The following is a 20,904-nucleotide window of genomic DNA, read 5'->3' on the forward strand; positions in this document are numbered from 1 at the left end:
CACTGAATATTTTATACTCTTTGATAGTCATCATCCAAACGAATGATGTCATCCTCACCAAAATAGGTACCATATTGGATCTCTATTATGGTCAGCGGAGTTTCTTGTTTGTTTTCCAATCTGTGCTTGGCACCTTGCGGTACTCTGAATACTTCACTGGGACCTAAAGTATACACTTCACCATCAAGGGTTATGGTTGCCTCACCTTCAATAATAGTCCATATTTCAGAACGATGATGATGATACTGATAGCTTAACCGCCCTTTTGGCTTCACTACGATACGCTTTACTTTATGTGTCGGTGCATCTTCCAATACCCAATATTGCCCCCATGGTCTGATATCTGTCTCCATCTTTTATTGCGTCAAAACTTTTAAAAAATACGATCTCGAATTATAGAACTGAAAATTCGGGAAAAATATTATAACAAAAAAGTAAATTATGAATAATAAGGCGAAATCATGAGGTAAACCACCACACCGGTTACCGATACATAGAACCATAAAGGCCAGGTATACTTTGCTATCTTGCGATGACGGTCAGACTCTCCGGTCAAGCCCCTGTATGCTGTGAACAGGATGAACGGCAGGATCACTGCAGCAAGAATAATGTGTGTAATCAGGATGAAATAATATACCAGTTTGATGACTCCGGCACCGCCATATTTAGTATCTCCAGCCCATAAATGGTGACAGATATAAGATACCAGGAATAGTACCGAAAGAATAATGGCCAGTAACACTACATTTTTATGCAGGTTAATATTCTTTTGTTTAATCGCAACCAGGGCGATGATCAGGCACAGAGAAACCAGCGAGTTGATGATTGCATTAGCCAGGGCAAACTGGTGCACATCAAAGCTAAACGGGTATGGAATTTTCAGCACTTTACTGTCGAGTAAAACAACTGCTGCAAAAATGATCACAGAGACCAGGATAATCCAGAAACGAGCCCGGCGGTCATTCTTATTAATAATGGCTTGCATAGAACTATTTATTATGATTTTTACGTTTTTCGAGATCCAGTAAGATGACACCATCTGCAACCTTGGTCAGGGCGTGGCCATCCAATCCATCATAGTAACCGCGTATATTACGGAAGGTATCGACCAGCACTACCTGCTGAGAGTGGATGAACTCATCCGGAGTTTCCGCATCCAGCTTCAATCCCAGCTCATTTTTGGCATAGTCAAATATTTCCTGCTGATTGCCGGTCAGGAACCACCAGCGGTCATGCTGCGTTGTAAATCGATTGGCATAGGCTCTCAACGCAGGCACACTATCATTAGGATCTACAGAGATGCTGATGAACTGAACCAGGTCACGGCTTTTCTTATCAAATGCTTTTACCACTCCCTGGATATTGTGTGTCATTGCGGGACATACAGTCGGGCATTTGGAGAAAAAGAAATTGATCACCAGTATCTTTCCCCTCAGATCTTTATTAAGGCTTACCTGCTGGCCTAACTGATTGGTCAGCTGTATATCTTTCAGGGTATGAAATACAGTATCATACTTCATTTTACCATCTACCAGTTGACTATCTACCTTTTCCGGACGATAGAATTTCGGGATATTAAGTGCGCTGCTTACGGATTTGTTATAGTATAGGAAAAAAGAAAGCGGGAGCAAAACTGCCACCGCTATTCCTATTAAAAATCCTTTTGACTTTTTTGAAGACATTATGGATAAATATGTTTTAAAATATTAATGGCCTCCTACAATAGCTTTAACCGTATGGCCGAAAGTTTCACCAATACCTAAGTGATAAGTAGAATCTACTAATAACACTACTGCCAGCCACACTACTAAAAGCATCGGGAAGAGCACGAATTTAGCAAATACTTTGGTTTCATCACCTAAGTGCATGAACACTTTAACAATGTAGTATGCTTTTAACAGAGTAAAAGCTACGAAGAAAGTAATGATCAGGATATGCGGTACATTAGCATTAGATGTATATAACATCAGACCTGCAAATACCTCGATAATAGTGATCAGGGTAAGGATACCGGTAACTTTCCAGATTCTCTTAACCTTAGCACGGCTTTCATCAGAGTTGATATCTTCATGATGAGCCAGAACACCGGAATATAATTTAGACTGATCTCCTTCATATAAGTGAGTCAGATCGTGAGTATCGTGATGGTGAGACATAATTTATTTGATATTGATAATCTGAATAATAATATTTTTTCCTCGCAAGGTATCGGTTACAACAGGTAGAAGAAGGTGAATACGAATACCCAAACCAGATCTACAAAGTGCCAGTAAAGACCTACTTTTTCAACCATTTCATAGTGACCCCTCAGCTCGTAAGTGTTATTTACAACATTCAATAAGATAATGATGTTGATGATTACACCTGATGTTACGTGCATACCGTGGAAACCGGTAATGGTAAAGAAGTAGTTATAGAACTCATGTGTTGCGCTCAGGGCTACCTCTGGTGTCTTCTGCAACACATCCGTTACATAAGGTTTATGGGTATTAAAGAGGTGTTCAAAAGAGCTAACAGGTGTTTTAGACAGATCATTGTAAGAATCCCACCATGCACCGCTGTGGTATAAGTGGGTCCACTCCCAAGCCTGACAAGATAAGAAGATCACACCACCGATAATGGTCCAGAGCATCCATTTGATTACGCCGGCTTTATCATTACAGTGACCGGCATGTACAGCAAGTACCATGGTTACAGAAGATACGATCAGCACGAAAGTCATAAAACTTACAAATACCAGTGGAGCATTCCAACCTTCGAAAAATGGTACAGAATGGAATACATGGTTTGGATCAGGCCATACTTTGTGCATAAATCTGTTAGAGCCCATTGAGGCTAACAAACCGCTGAAGGTTAAAGCATCTGATAACAGGAAAAACCACATCATTACTTTACCGTAGCTCAACTTAAACGGCGACTGCCCTCCGCCCCAGATAGAAGGGGATTTAGCATTTGTTGTTGCGTGTGTCATAATTTTGTAAAAACAATTTTATTGGTATACTTCTATGCCAAATTACTTTTTAAATTGGGTGCAATTTAGTAATAGAAATTCACTTTTGCTGTATTTTTGTTAAAATATTTTTTATTATAATTAGTCTCCTACTGCTTTCTAGCGATACATCAGCAGGAATACATATAAGTATAACCACAGAATATCGATAAAGTGCCAGTATGCACCGAAAATTTCCAGTCCCACCGCATTTTTCTGAGGATTAAAGAAACGATTCTTGATCAGTACAACAATCAGGGCTACTACGCCACCCAGGATGTGCGCAAGGTGCGCTCCGGCAATAACATAGAAGAATGAGTTGCTCACATTACCGTTGATGCGGATATTATGCGCATACATATCTTTAAATCCAAGGTATTGTAATACCATGAAGGTGATACCCAGAGCCAGTGTCAGCAGCATCAGTCCGTTATAGGCACCCCAGTTTTTCTTTTTAAATGATTTCAGGCCCAGGAAGTAGGTAAGGCTGCTCACCAGGATTACACCGGTTGAAACGGTAAATATCTGCGGCATTTCAAATTGCTCCCACATACCTTGACCACGGCGTACCAGGTAACCGCTGGTAAAGCCGGCAAACATCAGCATGATACTCCCTAAGGCAAACCACATTGCAAACTTCTGCGGATGCACTTTCCGGGTAGGCGCTGGTAATTGTTCAGTCATCATCGGGTCCTTTACTGTTTCCATTATTATTTAAATATATTGATTTAATTAGAGTTTGTCATATAAAAATGCCAGCAACACTATCGGGAGGTAAAAGAATGAAGTATACATCAATCCTTTAGCGCTGGAATTATCACTTCTGCGGTAGAACATGAAAGAAGCTACAAAATAAGCCAGCCCCAGGGTTACGGCAACATACATAGAGAACGTTCCGGTAAGCTTTATAGCATAAGGGATCATGCTGATCGGAATCAGGGTAAGGCTATAGTACATACACTGCAGACCGGTATAGCGGGTCTTTCCGGCATGGCTCGGCAGCATACGAATGCCTGCGCGCAGGTAGTCATCATACCCCACCCAGGCGATAGCCCAGAAGTGAGGAAACTGCCAGAAGAATTGTATCAGGAAGAGTGCCCAGCCGCCTACATTTTCCAGGCCACTGAGCGAGTTGCTGGCCGCAACCCAGCCGATGATCGGCGGTAATGCGCCCGGTATAGCTCCGATGAACGTTGCGATCGGGTGGATCTTTTTCATCGGGGTATAGGCAAACCCGTAAAGTAATAGGGATAACAGGCCAAGCATGCCTGCGAAAACATTGAAGAAATAGCAAATGGTGCCCACACCAATTACGCCAAAGATAAACACCAGTACCCATGCCTCAGAGGTCTTCATGCGTCCGTCCGGCAAAGGTCTGTTCTGCGTACGACGCATGTGCTTGTCGCTCTCCCGCTCCAGGATCTGGTTTACGATATTGGCACTGATCGTAATCAGGCTACCTCCTATGGCGAGCAATAAAGCTGTTACCCAGGTAAAGTTGCCATGAGGTGCCAATAAATAACCGATTAAACTGGAATATACAACCATAAAGCTCAGATTAGCTTTGGTCAGTTGTATATAATCCTTCAGTTTAGAGGGTTGCGTCTTATTTTTGTCATCAGTAATTGCCACCGTGGTACTCAATTTCTAGAAGTGTTATATGATCAGCTTGCAAAATTAAGGCTTTCGGGTGGATAAAAATTTAATTTTTTAGACAGAAAAACTGTCGCCACAGGCACAGGTACGGCTGGCATTAGGGTTGATAAAGTGGAATCCTTTACCATCTAACCCGTCGGAATAATCCAGGGTGGTATCGCATAAATACAGGAAACTCTTGATATCTGTTACCAGGGTAATGCCTTTATCTACAAATACCTGATCTCCGGATTGTGATTGATTATCAAAATCCAGCTTATAAGAAAGGCCCGAACAGCCACCACCTACAACACTAACGCGCACAAAAAAATTCTCACCCAGGCTTTCATCCTGTTGAATCTGTAATACACGTGCAACGGCTTTATCAGAAATATATATCATGTTATTATTTTTTCAGTTCATTTACTGCCGCTTTAATTTTCTCTACTGCGAAGCGGACTTCTTCCACAGTATTATATCTTCCAAAGCTCAGGCGTACTGAACCCTCTATCACCGTTTGAGGCAGGTTCATCGCTGTAAGCACATGAGAAGCCTTTTGTTGTGCCGAGGTACAGGCCGACCCTACTGAAAAGGCAATGTCATTGTTTAACTTGCTCACCAGCCGCTCTGCTTTTATCCCTTCAAATGCAATATTCAGCACATTCGGCAATCGCTGCACCGGGTCTCCGTTCAACACGGCCCCTTCAATTTCCAGCAACGCCTCCTCAGCTTCATTTCTAAGCGCATGTACTGCACTCATCCACTCTTCCATATGCAGACGGCACTGCTCTGCAGCCTTTCCCAGGCCCACAATAGCCGGCACGTTTAAAGTGCCGCTGCGCATTCCGTTCTGGTGCCCTCCTCCATCGATCTGTGCAACCAGCTGGACCCTTGGTGATCTGCGCCGGGTGTACAGGATACCCACTCCTTTAGGACCATAAAATTTATGCGCGCTTAGCGCTAAAAGATCTATACCATCGTCCTGCACATTAACGGGTACCTTTCCCACAGCCTGTGTAGCATCACAGAAAAAGAACACTTTGTGTGCTTTCGCAATGGCACCAATCTCTTTTACCGGATGTATAACGCCGGTTTCATTATTGGCATACATCAGGGCAATCAGGATCGTGTCCGGAGTAATAGCCGCTGTAAGTTCCTCCAGGCTTATTCTTCCGGCTTCGTCCGGATTAAGATATGTAATCCTTGCTCCCTGGCTTTCCAGGTGTGCGCAGGTATCTAATACTGCCTTATGCTCTGTACTGCAGGTGATGATGTGATTACCAAATCCTTTCATCACCTCAAATACGCCCTTCAGAGCCAGGTTACAGCTTTCTGTTGCTCCGGAAGTAAATACAATAGATTGGTCTTCTGCATGTATTAATTCCGCCACCTGCCTCTTTGCTATCTCAACCGCTTCATCAGCCTGCCAGCCTTTAGCATGCGTCCTGCTTGCTGCATTCCCAAATTTTTCTGAGAAATAAGGCAGCATCGCCTGCACCACTTCTTCCGAACAGGGAGTTGTTGCGTTATAATCGAGATATACCAAAGCCGATCAGGGTTGAGAAAATTAAATACAAAAGTACGGGCTTTAACTTAGTTTTGTAGCCTCAAGTATATCATCATTTTTGATTCCTTGATTTGCAATATTTATAATTTTATTTTATGTTTAAAAATGTAGAACATATCGGCATCGCTGTCAAAGACCTGAATGCCTCCATTTCCCTCTTCGAGCAGTTACTGAATGACAAAAGTTATAAGACAGAAGCTGTTGAAAGTGAAAACGTAAGTACCGCTTTTTTCCAGACCGGTGAAACTAAAATTGAGCTGGTTGCCTCATCCAGCCCGGATGGCACCATTGCGAAGTATATTGAGAAGAAAGGGGAAGGTATTCACCACATTGCTTTCGAGGTTGAAAACATCGAAAGTGAGATGGCCAGATTGAAAGAATCAGGCTTTGTTTTACTCAATGAACAACCTAAAAAAGGCGCAGATAACAAGCTAGTATGCTTTTTACACCCAAAAAGTACAAATAGTGTACTGATCGAATTATGTCAAGAAATTAGATAACAATCTATTCTACAAATAAATACACATATCACCTTTTCTCATTAACAATCGCGTAAGACATAGCTATACATATATTTCAGTAATTTTGTTGGCGTATACCACTATTCGTACAGTAGTGGGCGTATAAGTATTATGTGTAACGTCATTTTTCATCTCTTTAACAATTGTACTACTGACCTATGAGAAAAGCAGACATGGTAGCAAGGATTGCTGACAAAACTGGCATTCCGAAAGTTGACGTACTCGTAACCTTAGAAACATTTTTCAAAGAAGTTAAGAACTCTCTTACCGACGGCGAAGCAGTGTTTATAAGAGGATTCGGGAGTTTTATCGTCAAAAAAAGAGCGGCAAAAATCGGCCGCAACATTAAGAAAAACGTAGCAGTTGAGATTCCGGAGCACCTCATTCCGGCATTCAAACCTGCTAAGGAATTTGCACAATCCATCAAGGATTATGGCAAATCAACCACTTCCGATGACGGAAGTGACGATTAAACCCTATAGAAAAAGAGCAAGAAGAGTCTTACTGAAATAAATCATAATGTCGCCTTGGTTACACGGGCGACATTATGTTTTTTGCAAATATGAAATTGTGCACAACTTTTCATAGAATTTTTTTTATGTAAATGTATCTTTGTTTTAAAAAATAAATAATATGTCAGAGGAAAAACTGAAAGCGCTCAAAATGACGCTGGATAAGATTGATAAGGACTTTGGTAAGGGTTCTGTGATGAAGCTGGGTGAGAAGAATCAGTCAGAGATGGAAGTTATTTCTACGGGTTCTCTCGGACTGGATATTGCATTAGGAGTAGGCGGTCTGCCTAAAGGAAGAATTATAGAAATATACGGACCGGAATCTTCTGGTAAAACAACCATAGCTATACATACTGTTGCCGAAGCACAGAAAGCAGGCGGTATCTGCGCTATTATAGATGCAGAGCATGCTTTTGATGCTGCTTACGCCCGTAAACTCGGCGTGAATGTGGATGAGTTACTGATTTCTCAACCTGACTATGGTGAGCAGGCCCTGGAGATTGCAGAGCGCCTGATCTTATCCGGAGCACTGGATGTAGTTGTAATTGACTCTGTTGCAGCCCTGGTACCGAAAGGTGAGCTGGAAGGCGAAATGGGTGAAAGCAAAATGGGATTGCAGGCTCGTCTGATGAGCCAGGCCATGCGTAAGCTGACTGCCGCTATTTCCCGTACTAACTGTACCTGTATTTTCATCAATCAGTTGCGTGAAAAAATCGGTGTAATGTTCGGTAACCCCGAAACTACAACCGGTGGTAATGCCCTTAAATTCTACGCATCTGTACGTCTTGACATCCGCAGATCTACTGCAATTAAAGATGGCGATGTAGTGTTGGGTAACCGTGCTAAGGTTAAAGTTGTTAAAAACAAAGTTGCACCTCCATTCCGCGTAGCAGAATTCGACATTATGTATGGTGAGGGTATCAGCAAAATCGGAGAACTGATTGATCTTGGTGTTGAACTGGCTATCCTGACCAAAAGTGGTTCATGGTTCAGCTATGGCGATAACAAAATAGGCCAGGGTCGTGATGCAGTGAAAAACTTCCTGCAGGACAATCCTGAATTTGCCGCAGAGATTGAAGCAAAGATAAGAGAGCAGCTGAAAACAGCTTAATTCTGACCAATAAAACAAAAAGGGTACGCCAATATACAATGGCGTACCCTTTTTGTTTAAATACAGCACTCAAACAGCTTTAAAAACAAAGAGCGCAATCATTATCTGGTTGCGCTCTTTGTAATATGCTATAGAAGGATTATAATTCCCACATATCCATTTCTTTTTCGATGATTGCATTCATCTCATCTTGTCCTTTAATCAGACCATCAAATCCACCTTTGTAGTTCTCATTGGTAGGATTGTTATGACTAGTTTTAATAACATATGAAGAGAAGAAGCCACGATCCAGGAAATCGGTCCATGACATACGACGTACATCATTTTCAGGATTATATACTTCATACTGTGCCAGTATATCTCTGGCTTCAGGATAGTAAACTGTGAATAATCTTCTAAACCCTCTAGGTACGCCGTCCTCTGTGTAAGTAATCATTAATGGTGAAATTGCGCGGATACGGGAGATCATACGGCCTGCATTGCGGTCGAAGATCCAATCTTCCTGAATTTCATATTTATCAACACTAGAAGGATCAAAGCTACCATCGGTGGTTACTTGTTTTTCCTCTCCTGTTACAGGATCTACAACGGTAGTAGTTCTAGACTCACCCATTATATTCTTATCTAAATCTTCAGTCGACAATACTCTCGTAAATTTATCATCAGCAAATGCTCTAATTTTACCTTTACGGGCTGCGTCAACTAAAATCTCGATGAAAGCTCCACCACCAGTATATTCATCACCCTCGTACAGGAATGAAACATTCTGCTTTTCTTTTACATCGATACGCTTCCATACACGACGTTTGAAGGCTACATCAATTTCACGGATATTGTGCCATTGTAAAGCTTTGTTGTCGTGATTTACACGATCAATCATTCCATCCGGAACTAATGAAGGCTGCCACTCTTGGGTTACATATTCCTTAGGACGAGCTTCACTGTTCGCTCTGTCAGCGTTTAAGGATCCTTGAGCCATAACAGCAGGGCCAACCATAACCAGGTTACCAAGGATTAATGAATATCTTAAAAGGGCTTTCATATCTAAATTTTCTTAATTATATTAATAAATATTATCTCAGCTTTACAATAATTGCACCATCAACGCTTCTTGGCGGTACACCAGGACCAACAACTTTGATATTCTCAAAATACCAAGTGTCACCAGGCTTAGAGCTGTTTATGAGTGCTTTAGAAGCTGCATTAAATGTAGGACCAGCTACTTCAACTCCTTGCTCTTCACCATCTGAACCTTTACCAATACGCACCATTCTGAAAGAGGATACTGTAAATCGATAATCATAAATAAAGTTCTCTAAGTCAGCAACCAGACCCAGCTGTGCTTTCGCCTGATTAGCAGGTATTGTAATTGAACCTGTTTTGCCAGCAAATTTTATTACAGGGTTAGGTACCGTTCTGATCCGCATTGTACCACCACCAACTTTTACAATCTGGCCCGACTTATTACGCGCAGATATAGTATAATCTACACCTTTATTATTAGGAGTTGTCACCTTTACAGTAAATTTGCCAGAGCCTACTTTGGTAATTGTTGCACCAGGCATATCCCATGACACATCTTCAATGTTATAACCAGAAGCAGACAGGGTAACCGGGTTATCCAGACCGATATACATCACGTTCATCTTATCTAACTGTAAAGAAGCACCTGCAGTACCTACGGTATAGTTGAATGACCAAGGTTGTGTTTCAGTTTTACCTTTTACAGTCAGAGAGATAGTACCACGTACTGTTTGTACACCTGTACCATTTGCCTTGAACTTGATCACACCAACGCCGTCTTTTACCGTTGCACCACCTACGTTAGAAGTAACAACCGGATTAGCAGACTTACTGTAAGAAGCTAATGCAATGTTTGCAGTAATTTCATCACCTGCCAGTGCGTAGTTTGTACTTGGTACAGCTACCGCCATCAGACCGTCAATCTTATAAATAGTAGAGTCAAATACTTCATCCCCTACCTGAGCCATCAAATGCTCAATCATTACGCTCTCTGAATTCTTCACATCACTCTGCCATTTAGAGAACAGGGTTACTGCTGCAATAACAGGAATGTTATGGAAGGTACCAAAAGACCAGTCACCACCAGGGTTCAGATCACTTTTATCAATTGAATTGATTTTTAAAGGTATACTTTTTCGTAGATCAGCTTGCTGATCCTGTGGAACTTTTGCAACCAAAGAGTTTATATAATCTTCCAGTTGCTTTTTAACCACATCACCTTTTTTCTCTTCTACGAACATTCTTGTAGCGATATCAATATCATCCATGAATTTGATGCGCTTAACACCAGATTCCGTAACCCAGCCACCTGCTGTAGTAACAATCTGATCTTTCCATTTGGAAAGTTTATCATCCATACTCTGTGTTTCAGTACGGATCAACTCTGCAATTTTATACAAAGAGTCTGCTTTAGGTTTTAACTCAGGTCTCTTATCTGCAATATGCTCAAATGCAGTGTACATTCTCTTATTCTTATCTGCTATACCCTCATTCGAAGTCTCGATACTGGTATTGATCGTGCTAAATGCATCCAACACCTCCTTAGTGATATTCAGAGCTAACATCGCTGTTAACACCAAATACATAAGGTTGATCATCAACTGCCGGGGCTCCTTAGGTATTGACATCCTTTATACTTTTGTTATATAGTGAATTAATGAAGTTGAAACAATCTCAGGATTAACGTCCCTGCATAGCAGATAACATGTTACCGTAAATGTTGTTCAATGAAGTTAAGTTTCTGTTCAGGGAAGCAATTTGTGTTTTTACTGCTTCGGCATCCTGAGCGGTAGAAGACATTGCTTCTGAAGCGCTTGCCAATGTACCGTAGAACTTGTTCATTGCTTTCAGGTGATTGTTTGCATCTTGCAATTCTACTTCGTAAATCTGGTTCAGGGAACCTAAGTTTTTAGACAATGTCTGTACTTGTGAGTGGAATTTCTGAGTATCTTCTGCAGCATTGTTGAAAGACTGCATTGTACCTACTGCTCCAGCGAAAGTATCTTTCATCTGACCTAATGAAGTTGCCGCTTCACGAGCACTTTGAGTGAACTCGCCTGTTGCTGCAGTTACATCAGTGATATCTTTCATTTGACTAACGGTAGTACCGAATTTGTCAAAGTTTGATTTCAGGCTCTTGAAGTAATCTGCTTTCAGATCTGCTTCGTCCAGCATTTTATCCAGTGCTGCACCAGCTCCTGTTGCACCGCTTCCGCTACCAGCACCTAATGGTTGTGTAGGAGGAACGAATTTAATACCTTTTTTATAACCTTCAACTACAGGGTTTTCATCCAGGTTAGGATAGTAACGCTCCCAGTAGTAATCTTTGTGAGGAGGTAAGATACCTAACAGTAAGAATAGAAACGCTTCAGTTAACAGACCAATAGTCAACATGGTACCAGCTCCCGGTAAGTGCTCCAGTTTAAACAGGGCTCCCACCAATACTACAGCCGCACCCACACCAATGATCAGGTTTTTGATATATTTACCTTTCTTCGTTTCAAAAAATAAGACTATTGAATTCATTATTTTGAGTTGTTTAATTATTGTTATTAATGATTAATTATTTTCTGGTACCAGGTGCAGGTTCAGCGATACCGATTGCCTCAGCAGTACGGATATAAACGTTTCTGAAACCAATGTATGCCTTAGCGGTATCAGCAAATTCATAGTCACGATTTTGGATTTGTAAGAACGGAGCAGGGTCTCTCCAGCTACCACCTTTAACTACTTTTCTGCGCATCCATGCTGGGTCAGAATCTTTAATTTTAATATTGATATCCGGGTTCATGTCAGAAAGGAAGTTGCGGTCATAAGCACTTACAGTATACGTTGTGCTTGTCCACTCTGCAACGTTTCCGGACATGTTGAACAGACCGTAGTCGTTCGCCCAGTAAGCATCAGCTCTTGTGGTATAAAGACCACCGTCTGCTGCGTAGTCACCGCGGCCAGGTTTGAAGTTAGCCAGGTAACATCCTTTTTGGTTGGCCACATATGGTCCGCCCCAAGGATATGGAGACAGTTGACGACCACCTCTTGCTGCCCACTCCCATTGCGTTTCGCTAGGCAGTGCGAAGTAACCTTCGAAGTACAGTTTACGGCCTTCTCTGTCTGTTCTCCACAATTGTGTTCTCCAGTGAGCGAAAGCGTTAGCCTGGAACCAGGTAACACCTACAACAGGATACTCATTAAATGTAGGAGACCAGTTGTATTGTAAAGCGATCGGCTCATTGTTAGAGTAGTTAAACTGTCTTACCCAAACAGCTGTATCCGGGTAGGAAGAAATGCTCTTTTTCACAACGAAATCCGTTCTTGGTTTTCCCGGATTTTTAGTCGCTTCTTCGTAATCGAAGTAAGAGAAGTTATATACCAGTTTGGAATTATCAAACTCTTTTTTACCCCAACCCGATTGCTCTGCAGGGATGTATAAGTTCATCAGCTGATCTTGAACATCAGCATCTTTCCAGTTGATTTTTTGCTTCCAGTCAATACGTTGGGAGCCATCTTCGTTATCTACAAAATGCTGTAATTGCGTATGTGCGATTGAATCTCTTACCCAGTTCGTAAATTGACGATACTCTGCATTAGTGATTTCGGTAGCATCCATATAGAACCCTTGCACCTGAACGTTGCGCACTTCAGCATCTAATGCATTCTGAACATCCTGATCGCTGTAGCCAGTTCTTAGATAGCCCGCCGGAACCCAAACCATACCTACTGGTGTAGGAGGTCTGTAGCCGGGATTTGTGTTGTAATCACCCACAACCTGACCTTGCGAACCAGGTTTTCCGCAACTGGCGAACAACATAGCGACAACGGCAATACTCAAGGATTGTTTTCTCATCTGTTTGTAATTTTCTTTGTTATTGCTTCTTGATTTTTAAGTTTTCTGCCCAACAAAAGTTTTAGCAAAATATTAAAATAATGATATCTAACCTTTCAGGGCCTGAACTCGTCTAAATTCATAAAACACTTAAAGATAAAGCACTTTAACGATTTTTTACAAGTTTTTTAACCAAATTTAATTTCCAAATATCTAAAAAAAACTTCAGAAATCAAATATTTTCTAAAAAATCACAGCACAATATTTAAAAAGTTTTTTAAATAAACAAGTGTCTTGCTCTTTTTTTAATAAAAAACAGAGTGGGTACCCTTATTTAACAGTTAACAATTGGCTAAATAAAGATATTTTGTAAATTATTCCAACATTTCCTTCACTTTTATTTTAGATAAAATATTTCTCAGCCCTGTCTCGGGTGGTAAACAGGCAAAGTGATCACAGAGATAGAGTTGTTGCTCGCCCGAAAGGTTCTTCCCGACACACACAGGTAATTGATTACCAGGCTGAACGGGCATAAGCAGAACATGCGGGACAAAGGTCCTGTGTAGGGTAGACAGGCTCTCTTCAATATTATTTCCGGCGATAAGGAGGGTGTTCAAATTATTATAACGTTGCAATGTTGTAGCCCAGTATGCAAAAGAGGTAGGATATCTGATAACCTTTGCCTGCATACTCAATAACATGCGCTTCCCCCGGCTTTCGGTCTCCTGATCTTCGTACCATCTCGCCAGGCGAATGCTGTTTTCTGCCATCATTGCATTCACAGAAGGCATGGCTCCGTCATAGGTTTCAATCTTGCGCACAATAATGTCTTTCTGAGCCTCATCGCTAAAATAAAAGAACATTTGCTGCGGGTCGCTGAAATGCGCTACGGTGTACTGGTAAAGGCTTTGAGCAACATCCAGGTACCTGCCGTCTGCCAGTGTACTGCTGTAATCCAGCAGCGCCTTGATCAGGTAAGCATAATCTTCCAGGCTGGCATTAAATTTCACCTGCTTGCCGTCATAACTACGATATAAAACGTCTTCTTTCAAGAAGGTCTGTAATAACCAGTCCAGTAGTGTTGAAGCGGTATCACTGTATTTTTTTTCACCCAGTGCTGCAGCAGCTTTCAGCAAGGCAGAAGCCATCAGTGCATTCCAGGAGAGGAGAATTTTATGGTCCAGTAATGGCCGGTTACGCTGTGCTCTCCGGCCGAATAATTGTTGCTTCGCAGTACGCAGTAGTTCGTCCAGATTTTCGGAGGTTAAGCTGTATTTTTCCAGTATATAATGCAACGGTTTATCATTATGCAGAATAGTGGCCCCTTCCCAGTTCCCTTCCGGAGTGATATCCCAGTACTCCAGTAATGCCGGATGAATATCCGGGATGAGTTCCAGAACTTCTTCATAAGTCCAGGTGTAAAATTTACCTTCCTCGCCATCAGAGTCCGCATCCAGCGCTGCAAAGAAGCCTTTTCCGCTTTGCACAGGAGATAATTCGCGCAGGCAGAAAGCAATTGTTTCTTCTATCACCCGGCGGTATCTTGCGGCCCCGGTAATCTTATACGCATCTGATAAAACCTGAATAAAAAGTGCGTTGTCATACAGCATCTTTTCAAAATGCGGAATCAACCAGTCATTATCGGTAGCGTAACGTGCCAGTCCGCCGCCAACCTGATCATATATACCACCGTTCAGCAGGGCATCGAGGCTAAGCAGGGCCTGGTCCAGCGCAGTTTTATTATCTGTAAAAAAGTAATAGTCCAGCAGAAACTGGATCGTCATGGTCTGCGGAAATTTAGGTGCGGCACCAAAGCCTCCGCTCTCCATATCTGCCTGCCCCATTATGTTTCGAAACACCGTTTCAAAATGCTGCTGCGGGTTTTCGGTTTCTATATCAACCGCAGTTTCCGTAAGACTCAATTGCTGCAAATGGGCCACGAGCTGTTCGGACTGATGGTGAATATCTTCAGGTTTCTTTAACCAGGTCATGTGTATCGCTTCCAGCACCTCCATCCAGGAGGCTCTTTGGTATACCCTTTTCGGAGGAAAATAGGTACCGCCATAAAATGGCTTACGCTCCGGTGTCACAAACATGTTCAGCGGCCAGCCTCCCTGCCCGTTCAGCACCTGTAGGGCATCCATGTACAAATGGTCTACATCAGGGCGCTCTTCACGGTCTACTTTTATATTGATAAAATGCTCGTTCATGTATGCCGCAATAGCCTCATCTTCGAAACTCTCTCTCTCCATAACATGACACCAGTGGCAGGCCGCATATCCAATACTGACCAGGACAGGTTTCTGCTCGCGGCGCGCGCGCTCAAAAGCTTCTTCTCCCCAGGGATACCATTCAACGGGGTTATGAGCATGCTGCAAAAGATAAGGACTTGATTCGTGTATGAGACGGTTAGCCATAATTGTGTTTGATCTGTTTTTAACCGGTGAAATCCAGTTAGATATAGTTAAATGAAATATAAAGGGATGAAATTAGTCATTTTTGCCATTTGGAAGATTAACTTTGCGCAATATGCAGCAAAGGCTGCCCGGATGAATCTGATATGAAAAAAGTATTTCCTGTTATTATTGTCCTCATATGTCTCTCCCTCTTCGGGCTGATGTTTATTCAGCTCAACTGGGTAAAAACGACAATGGAGGTGCAGAAGATTAAGTATAGCTTTGAGATTGAGAATGTTATAAACAAAACCCGTTCTGACCTGCGTAGCCGTTTGGCCATGGTCAGGGGACTTAACCCTAATTTTATCCGTATTACAGATCTGAATTCAGATAACTTTCTGTGGTCGGGTGTGAGTACCTTGCCTGAGGCGGACATCCGTAATATTATTCAGACGCACCTTAATGAGGAAAAGATAAAACTGCCCTTTGAATACTGCATTACCCTAAGGGGAATGGTAGAGAATAATTCCCGTAATTTCAGAAGAGAAATGTTTGAAAGTGCTTACCAGGCACCACTTACGCTGGATGGCAGTTATGGATTGATCCTGTATATCGAAGAGCCTAAAAATTATATTTCTCAGCGCACGGCATGGATGTTTGGCGCCGCAGCTTTATTTACAATCATCATTATTGCGGCTTTTGCACTGACCATCCGAACCATGTTTAACCAGAAAAAGATCGCAGAAATCAAGTCGGACTTTATCAACAACATGACGCATGAGTTCAAAACGCCGCTGGCTACAATTTCCCTGGCATCAGATGCCCTCTCAATGGAGAAAGTACGCAAAAATCCCGATATGCTGGACTACTATTCCGGCATCATTAAATCGGAAAATAAGCGGATGAACAAGCAGGTTGAAAAAATTCTGCAGGCAGCGCAGATCGACAAAGATGATCTTAAGCTGAAATTGCAACCGATTAATGTTCATGATGTTATCGAGAAAATGACGGAAAGTTTCTCCCTGCAGATTGAGCAGCAAAACGGCACACTGGACTCTAACCTGCTGGCCAAAAAATCGATGATCATGGCAGATGAAGTGCACTTCTCCAACATCATATATAACCTTATGGATAATGCCGTTAAATACTCCGGCGATCATGTTAAACTAGAGATCTCTACGGCTAACAGCAAAGGTAATGTGGTGATCAAAATAAAGGATAGCGGCATTGGGATGAACAAAGAGACGCAAATGCATATTTTTGAAAAGTTCTATCGCGCCCATACCGGCAATCTGCACAATATCAAAGGGTTTGGCCTGGGGCTGAGCTATGTGAAAGCGATTGTAGAATCACATAAAGGAAAAATAAAGGTGGACAGTGCATTGGGCAAGGGAAGTACCTTTACTATTGAACTGCCTTTATCTTCAGAAGAAATAGCATAAACTCAATTCTTTTTATACTCATTTATTAACCAAAAAATCAAAACAGAAAACAATTTTATGAAAGTAGCTGTTGTCGGCGCCACAGGACTTGTTGGCAGTACAATGCTCCAGATCTTATCAGAGCGCAATTTTCCAGTAACTCAACTGATCCCTATCGCATCCGCAAAGTCTAAGGGTAAACAGATAAAGTTTAAGGGAAATGAATACCCGGTTGTAACGCTTGAAGAAGGACTGGAAATGAAGCCAGACATTGCACTATTTTCCGCAGGGGGCAGCACTTCCCTGGAATGGGCTGAGCGCTTTGCTGATGCTGGATGTTTTGTCATTGACAATTCATCTGCATGGCGTATGGATCCTACCAAGAAACTGGTAGTACCTGAAGTAAACGGTGATACGCTTACCAAAGCTGATAAGATCATCGCTAACCCTAACTGCAGCACCATACAAATGGTGGTAGTATTACAACCTTTACATAAACTGTATCATATCAAACGTGTAGTAGTGAGCACTTACCAGTCTGTAACCGGAAGCGGTCAGAAAGGTGTAGATCACTTGCTGGCAGAGCGTTCCGGGGCAAATGACAAACAATTCTATCCGCATGCGATTGATATGAATGTTATCCCGCATATTGATGTATTTACCGAAAACGGTTATACCAAGGAAGAGATCAAAATGATTAAAGAGACCTGTAAAATTATGGGTGATGACAATATCAAGGTTACCGCAACTACAGTGCGTGTACCGGTAATGGGTGGCCATAGTGAAAGTGTCAATATTGAATTTGAAAACGACTTCGATCTGAATACGGTAAAAGATACCCTGGCTAATGCAGATGGTATAAAACTGGTAGACGATGTACAGCAGAATCAATATCCGATGCCGCTGGATGCATTCGGTAAAGACGAGGTATTTGTAGGCCGTGTGCGCAGAGATGAATCCCAGGCCAATACCCTTAATTGCTGGATCGTGGCAGACAACCTGAGAAAAGGAGCTGCTACAAATGCAGTTCAAATTGCAGAACATCTGGTAAAACACAGCCTAGTATAAAAATAAAAACATTATATTAGATAATTATATTATACATATTTACCTAAAAAGCTATAGTACAGATTGTACTGTAGCTTTTTTTTCATTTAAATACAGTGTTTATAACTTGCTCAAACTCAAAATGGAGCGTTTTCTGTATTTTTTTTATATTTTTACCAACCAGTAATAAAGCCTTGGCTGTCTTTATATTATAATGCGATAAAATAAGTTTTTTTACTCCAATAAACTGTATGACGATGAAAAAGTATACCATATTGCTCTTGCTTGCAATATTCTCAGGCTTCCTTTCCAGGGCGCAAATCGGGTTAACGTTTGATGACACACTCATTTGTAGGGGAACCACTATAACTATGGGTGCCACATTTACCGGTCAGGTGAATGGCCTGAATACGGATGACTACTTTACCGATGAAGTAATTGATATCGGTTTCCCATTTGTATTTTACGGACAGACATATAATAAATGTGTGATCTCCGGTAATAATTTTATCTCTTTTGACACCACACTGGCTACAGCGTATAGTTCTTACCAGTACACTACGGCCTTAAACTCTACCAACGGCCAGCTGAACAAAGTGGCTATGCTTGGTTTTCAGGATCTGGATTTGAGTCAAGGTGGTACACTTAAGTACCAGACCTTCGGTACTCCCGGTTCCAGAAGATTTATCGTAGAGTATTGCCAGGTACCGAAATATGGTTTTTCCTGTAACCAATACAAGGTAACTAACCAGATCATCCTGTATGAAGGTTCCAATATCATTGAGTTCCATACAGCTGATATGCCTGGTACACCAACTTGTCCGAGCACAAACAGTGCTGCTAACGGCGGTAACTCTATCCAGGGCCTTCGTGATGTAACAGGTACAACTACTAATCAGATTTTTACACCAAACAGAGCTCCAGCAGATCTGTGGGGAACTATCGGTAGCACCAACTCTTCAAGAAGATATACGCCAATCGCGACTGCTCCGTTTTATGTAATTGACAGCATTCCGTTCAATCCATGGCAGATCATCGAAAATGCGAATAGTGCATTACTGAAATGGTATGATGCAAACGGTACATTCTTAGGTCAGGGACCAACAATGACAGTTACACCAGTTAACCCTCCATCTCCTGCAACCGGAACTTTCTATGTGGTAGAATATGTAGGACAGGCTGGTTGTGATCAGACTCAGACCTATACATTCCTTGATACAATCCATGTCCGCTATGATGATAAGAAAGCGTATGTTTCCCAGGCTATCTGTGCGGGCGAAACCTACAATTTCTACGGACAAGTACTGTACAAATCAGGCGTATATGACACAACTTTCAGCACTACAGGCTTAAGCTGTGACAGTACTATTATCCTGACACTTACTGTAAATCCTCGTCCTAATGTGACCCTGAATGAAAATAGCAGCGTTAAAATCTGTCAGGGAGATACATACATCTTCAGAGCGGTGAAACAAACCGGTGCTACTTATCAATGGATAAAAGACGGTGGTGCCATACCAGGTGCAACAAGAGATACATTGCCAGCCACTACACCGGGTAACTATCGTGTACGTATCACGACCAATAAAGGTTGCGTGGACACATCGAAATCTGTAGAGCTGAAGGTTAAACCAAACCCTACAGTGAAGATATCTTATGTGAGCAGAAACGATTTCTGTGCTGAGGATACGGTAACCCTGAAAGCTACTGCTACGGGTGATAACCTGGAATATGTATGGACTCCGGATGAGTACGTGAGAAGAACCTCATTGGGTATATACAGCATTGCAGAGGCAGCGGTACCGCAAACCGGTTATGTGAAAGTAACGGTATACAACGGCGATATCTGTTCGGCTTCTGACTCTGTGCTGATCAAAGTACATCCTTGTTGTGAAATCGGTATGCCTTCTGCATTCACACCGAATGGTGATGGTAAAAATGATTACTTCAACCCGATCCTTCAGGTAGGTCAGAAAGTGGTAACCTTACAGGTATATCACCGCAATGGTCAGCTGATTTATGACAACGAAAACCCGACCAAAGGATGGGATGGTAAAGATAAAAACGGTAACTATTATACCAGTGATGTCTTCATGTATATCCTGAAATACAACTGTTCGGATAATAAAATTTATGAGAAAAAAGGTGACATTACTATCGTAAGATAACATCCATCCACATCATATAAAAAGAGCGGCACGCAATTATTGCGTGCCGCTCTTTTATGATTCAGCTATTTCAAAAAGCTGACAAAAATCATAAAAGGGGCTGACATTCATCAGCCCCTTTTGCATTTGTGCCGGCTAATTTTGTATTCAAACGAAGCCGGTATATGAGCATTTCTTTTATCAACTTCAATTCTTTTTCCAAAAAAGAATTGTGCCAGTTTATCGTGCGGAGATGCTATGAGAATATGCGTAAAGCTATCCGGCGGATGGAGGCACATTATGTGCATGAGGACTTTGATACGGACCGCAATGATGACCTGGAGACCGCACTTCCCTTTATATTTCTACAGTTCAAGGAATCCTGCGAACAGTTGATGCTATGGGAAGAGAAGCTTATACTTCCGTACTTCCAGGATCAGGATCATACACAGTCCAGATACCGGGCCAATACGATCCTGAACCCTCATCTGCTCACCGTCAAACATGAAAAGCTGAAACAATTATATGATAAGATAAAGTTTCATAGTGTGCATGATGTACATCACCAGAATGAAACACTGTACCAGATAATGAGGTACGACCTGTTGCAAACCAATATACAACTGCTGGACTGGGAGTATCTGATACAGATACTCCTCTACAGCAAGCCAGTCCCTTAAGATCTCACCTGTCCTACTTCAACTCAAACAAA

At 41.9% G+C, this 20,904-nt stretch carries 21 protein-coding genes; 7 read left to right on the top strand and 14 right to left on the bottom strand.

From position 1 onward, the window contains the following. Positions 1 to 11 precede the first annotated feature (11 nt). The 9 genes from EMP01_RS03535 to EMP01_RS03575 form a co-directional block, all read right to left on the bottom strand. The gene (locus EMP01_RS03535) at positions 12 to 353 is read right to left on the bottom strand and encodes a phosphomannose isomerase type II C-terminal cupin domain (protein WP_129020098.1); all 342 of its coding nucleotides are present in this window, start codon (positions 351 to 353) and stop codon (positions 12 to 14) included. 86 nt (positions 354 to 439) lie between these two features. Next, positions 440 to 985: a DUF420 domain-containing protein gene (locus EMP01_RS03540; protein WP_129020099.1), complete on the bottom strand. Its 546-nt coding sequence runs from the start codon at positions 983 to 985 to the stop codon at positions 440 to 442. Between the two features lie 4 nt (positions 986 to 989). Continuing rightward, a complete protein-coding gene (locus EMP01_RS03545) occupies positions 990 to 1,640 on the bottom strand; it encodes an SCO family protein (RefSeq protein WP_161971206.1) in 651 nt (216 codons plus the stop codon). A 66-nt stretch (positions 1,641 to 1,706) separates the two neighbouring features. Further along, on the bottom strand, positions 1,707 to 2,156 hold the full coding sequence (locus EMP01_RS03550; RefSeq protein ID WP_129020101.1) for a cytochrome C oxidase subunit IV family protein: 450 nt from the start codon (positions 2,154 to 2,156) through the stop codon (positions 1,707 to 1,709). A 56-nt stretch (positions 2,157 to 2,212) separates the two neighbouring features. After that, positions 2,213 to 2,971 (bottom strand): cytochrome c oxidase subunit 3, encoded by a 759-nt coding sequence (locus EMP01_RS03555; RefSeq protein ID WP_129020102.1) that lies wholly within the window; start codon positions 2,969 to 2,971, stop codon positions 2,213 to 2,215. A gap of 138 nt (positions 2,972 to 3,109) precedes the next feature. Continuing rightward, positions 3,110 to 3,697 (bottom strand): cytochrome c oxidase subunit 3, encoded by a 588-nt coding sequence (locus EMP01_RS03560; RefSeq protein WP_129020103.1) that lies wholly within the window; start codon positions 3,695 to 3,697, stop codon positions 3,110 to 3,112. Positions 3,698 to 3,721: 24 nt separating this feature from the next. Beyond that, positions 3,722 to 4,633 (bottom strand): heme o synthase, encoded by a 912-nt coding sequence (gene cyoE / locus EMP01_RS03565; protein WP_129020104.1) that lies wholly within the window; start codon positions 4,631 to 4,633, stop codon positions 3,722 to 3,724. Between the two features lie 66 nt (positions 4,634 to 4,699). After that, complete coding sequence (locus tag EMP01_RS03570) at positions 4,700 to 5,026, bottom strand: HesB/IscA family protein (RefSeq protein WP_129020105.1); 327 nt, start codon at positions 5,024 to 5,026, stop codon at positions 4,700 to 4,702. 4 nt (positions 5,027 to 5,030) lie between these two features. Next, positions 5,031 to 6,170, bottom strand: coding sequence for a cysteine desulfurase family protein (locus EMP01_RS03575; protein WP_129020106.1), 1,140 nt, complete (start codon positions 6,168 to 6,170; stop codon positions 5,031 to 5,033). Positions 6,171 to 6,286: 116 nt separating this feature from the next. Between EMP01_RS03575 and mce the strand changes: the two genes are divergently transcribed. The 3 genes from mce to recA all read left to right on the top strand — a co-directional run bounded on the left by mce (position 6,287) and on the right by recA (position 8,335). Continuing rightward, a complete protein-coding gene (gene mce / locus EMP01_RS03580; protein ID WP_129020107.1) occupies positions 6,287 to 6,691 on the top strand; it encodes a methylmalonyl-CoA epimerase in 405 nt (134 codons plus the stop codon). A gap of 179 nt (positions 6,692 to 6,870) precedes the next feature. After that, positions 6,871 to 7,185: an HU family DNA-binding protein gene (locus EMP01_RS03585; RefSeq protein ID WP_129020108.1), complete on the top strand. Its 315-nt coding sequence runs from the start codon at positions 6,871 to 6,873 to the stop codon at positions 7,183 to 7,185. A gap of 160 nt (positions 7,186 to 7,345) precedes the next feature. Then, positions 7,346 to 8,335 (top strand): recombinase RecA, encoded by a 990-nt coding sequence (recA, locus tag EMP01_RS03590; protein ID WP_129020109.1) that lies wholly within the window; start codon positions 7,346 to 7,348, stop codon positions 8,333 to 8,335. Between the two features lie 139 nt (positions 8,336 to 8,474). Here recA and porN read toward each other — a convergent pair whose 3' ends face one another. From porN to EMP01_RS03615, 5 genes are all read right to left on the bottom strand, one after another. Beyond that, a complete protein-coding gene (gene porN / locus EMP01_RS03595) occupies positions 8,475 to 9,377 on the bottom strand; it encodes a type IX secretion system ring subunit PorN/GldN (protein ID WP_129020110.1) in 903 nt (300 codons plus the stop codon). 31 nt (positions 9,378 to 9,408) lie between these two features. Continuing rightward, positions 9,409 to 10,986, bottom strand: a complete 1,578-nt coding sequence (gene porM / locus EMP01_RS03600; RefSeq protein ID WP_129020111.1) for a type IX secretion system motor protein PorM/GldM — start codon at positions 10,984 to 10,986, stop codon at positions 9,409 to 9,411. 52 nt (positions 10,987 to 11,038) lie between these two features. After that, complete coding sequence (gene porL, locus EMP01_RS03605) at positions 11,039 to 11,884, bottom strand: type IX secretion system motor protein PorL/GldL (RefSeq protein ID WP_129020112.1); 846 nt, start codon at positions 11,882 to 11,884, stop codon at positions 11,039 to 11,041. A gap of 37 nt (positions 11,885 to 11,921) precedes the next feature. Further along, positions 11,922 to 13,202 carry a T9SS ring complex lipoprotein PorK/GldK gene (gene porK / locus EMP01_RS03610; protein WP_129020113.1) on the bottom strand — a complete coding sequence of 427 codons (1,281 nt, stop codon included), beginning with the start codon at positions 13,200 to 13,202 and terminating at the stop codon, positions 11,922 to 11,924. A 353-nt stretch (positions 13,203 to 13,555) separates the two neighbouring features. After that, positions 13,556 to 15,598, bottom strand: a complete 2,043-nt coding sequence (locus tag EMP01_RS03615) for a thioredoxin domain-containing protein (protein WP_129020114.1) — start codon at positions 15,596 to 15,598, stop codon at positions 13,556 to 13,558. A gap of 143 nt (positions 15,599 to 15,741) precedes the next feature. Here EMP01_RS03615 and EMP01_RS03620 point away from each other — a divergent pair, with 143 nt between their 5' ends. From EMP01_RS03620 to EMP01_RS03635, 4 genes are all read left to right on the top strand, one after another. Next, positions 15,742 to 17,019 (top strand): sensor histidine kinase, encoded by a 1,278-nt coding sequence (locus tag EMP01_RS03620; protein WP_129020115.1) that lies wholly within the window; start codon positions 15,742 to 15,744, stop codon positions 17,017 to 17,019. A gap of 57 nt (positions 17,020 to 17,076) precedes the next feature. Further along, on the top strand, positions 17,077 to 18,066 hold the full coding sequence (locus tag EMP01_RS03625; RefSeq protein WP_129020116.1) for an aspartate-semialdehyde dehydrogenase: 990 nt from the start codon (positions 17,077 to 17,079) through the stop codon (positions 18,064 to 18,066). 236 nt (positions 18,067 to 18,302) lie between these two features. Beyond that, a complete protein-coding gene (locus tag EMP01_RS03630) occupies positions 18,303 to 20,213 on the top strand; it encodes a T9SS type B sorting domain-containing protein (protein WP_161971208.1) in 1,911 nt (636 codons plus the stop codon). A gap of 164 nt (positions 20,214 to 20,377) precedes the next feature. Next, the gene (locus tag EMP01_RS03635; RefSeq protein WP_129020118.1) at positions 20,378 to 20,872 is read left to right on the top strand and encodes a hypothetical protein; all 495 of its coding nucleotides are present in this window, start codon (positions 20,378 to 20,380) and stop codon (positions 20,870 to 20,872) included. Positions 20,873 to 20,904: the final 32 nt, after the last annotated feature.

It is taken from the genome of Edaphocola flava (assembly GCF_004118155.1).
In the GTDB taxonomy this organism is placed as follows: domain Bacteria; phylum Bacteroidota; class Bacteroidia; order Chitinophagales; family Chitinophagaceae; genus Edaphocola; species Edaphocola flava.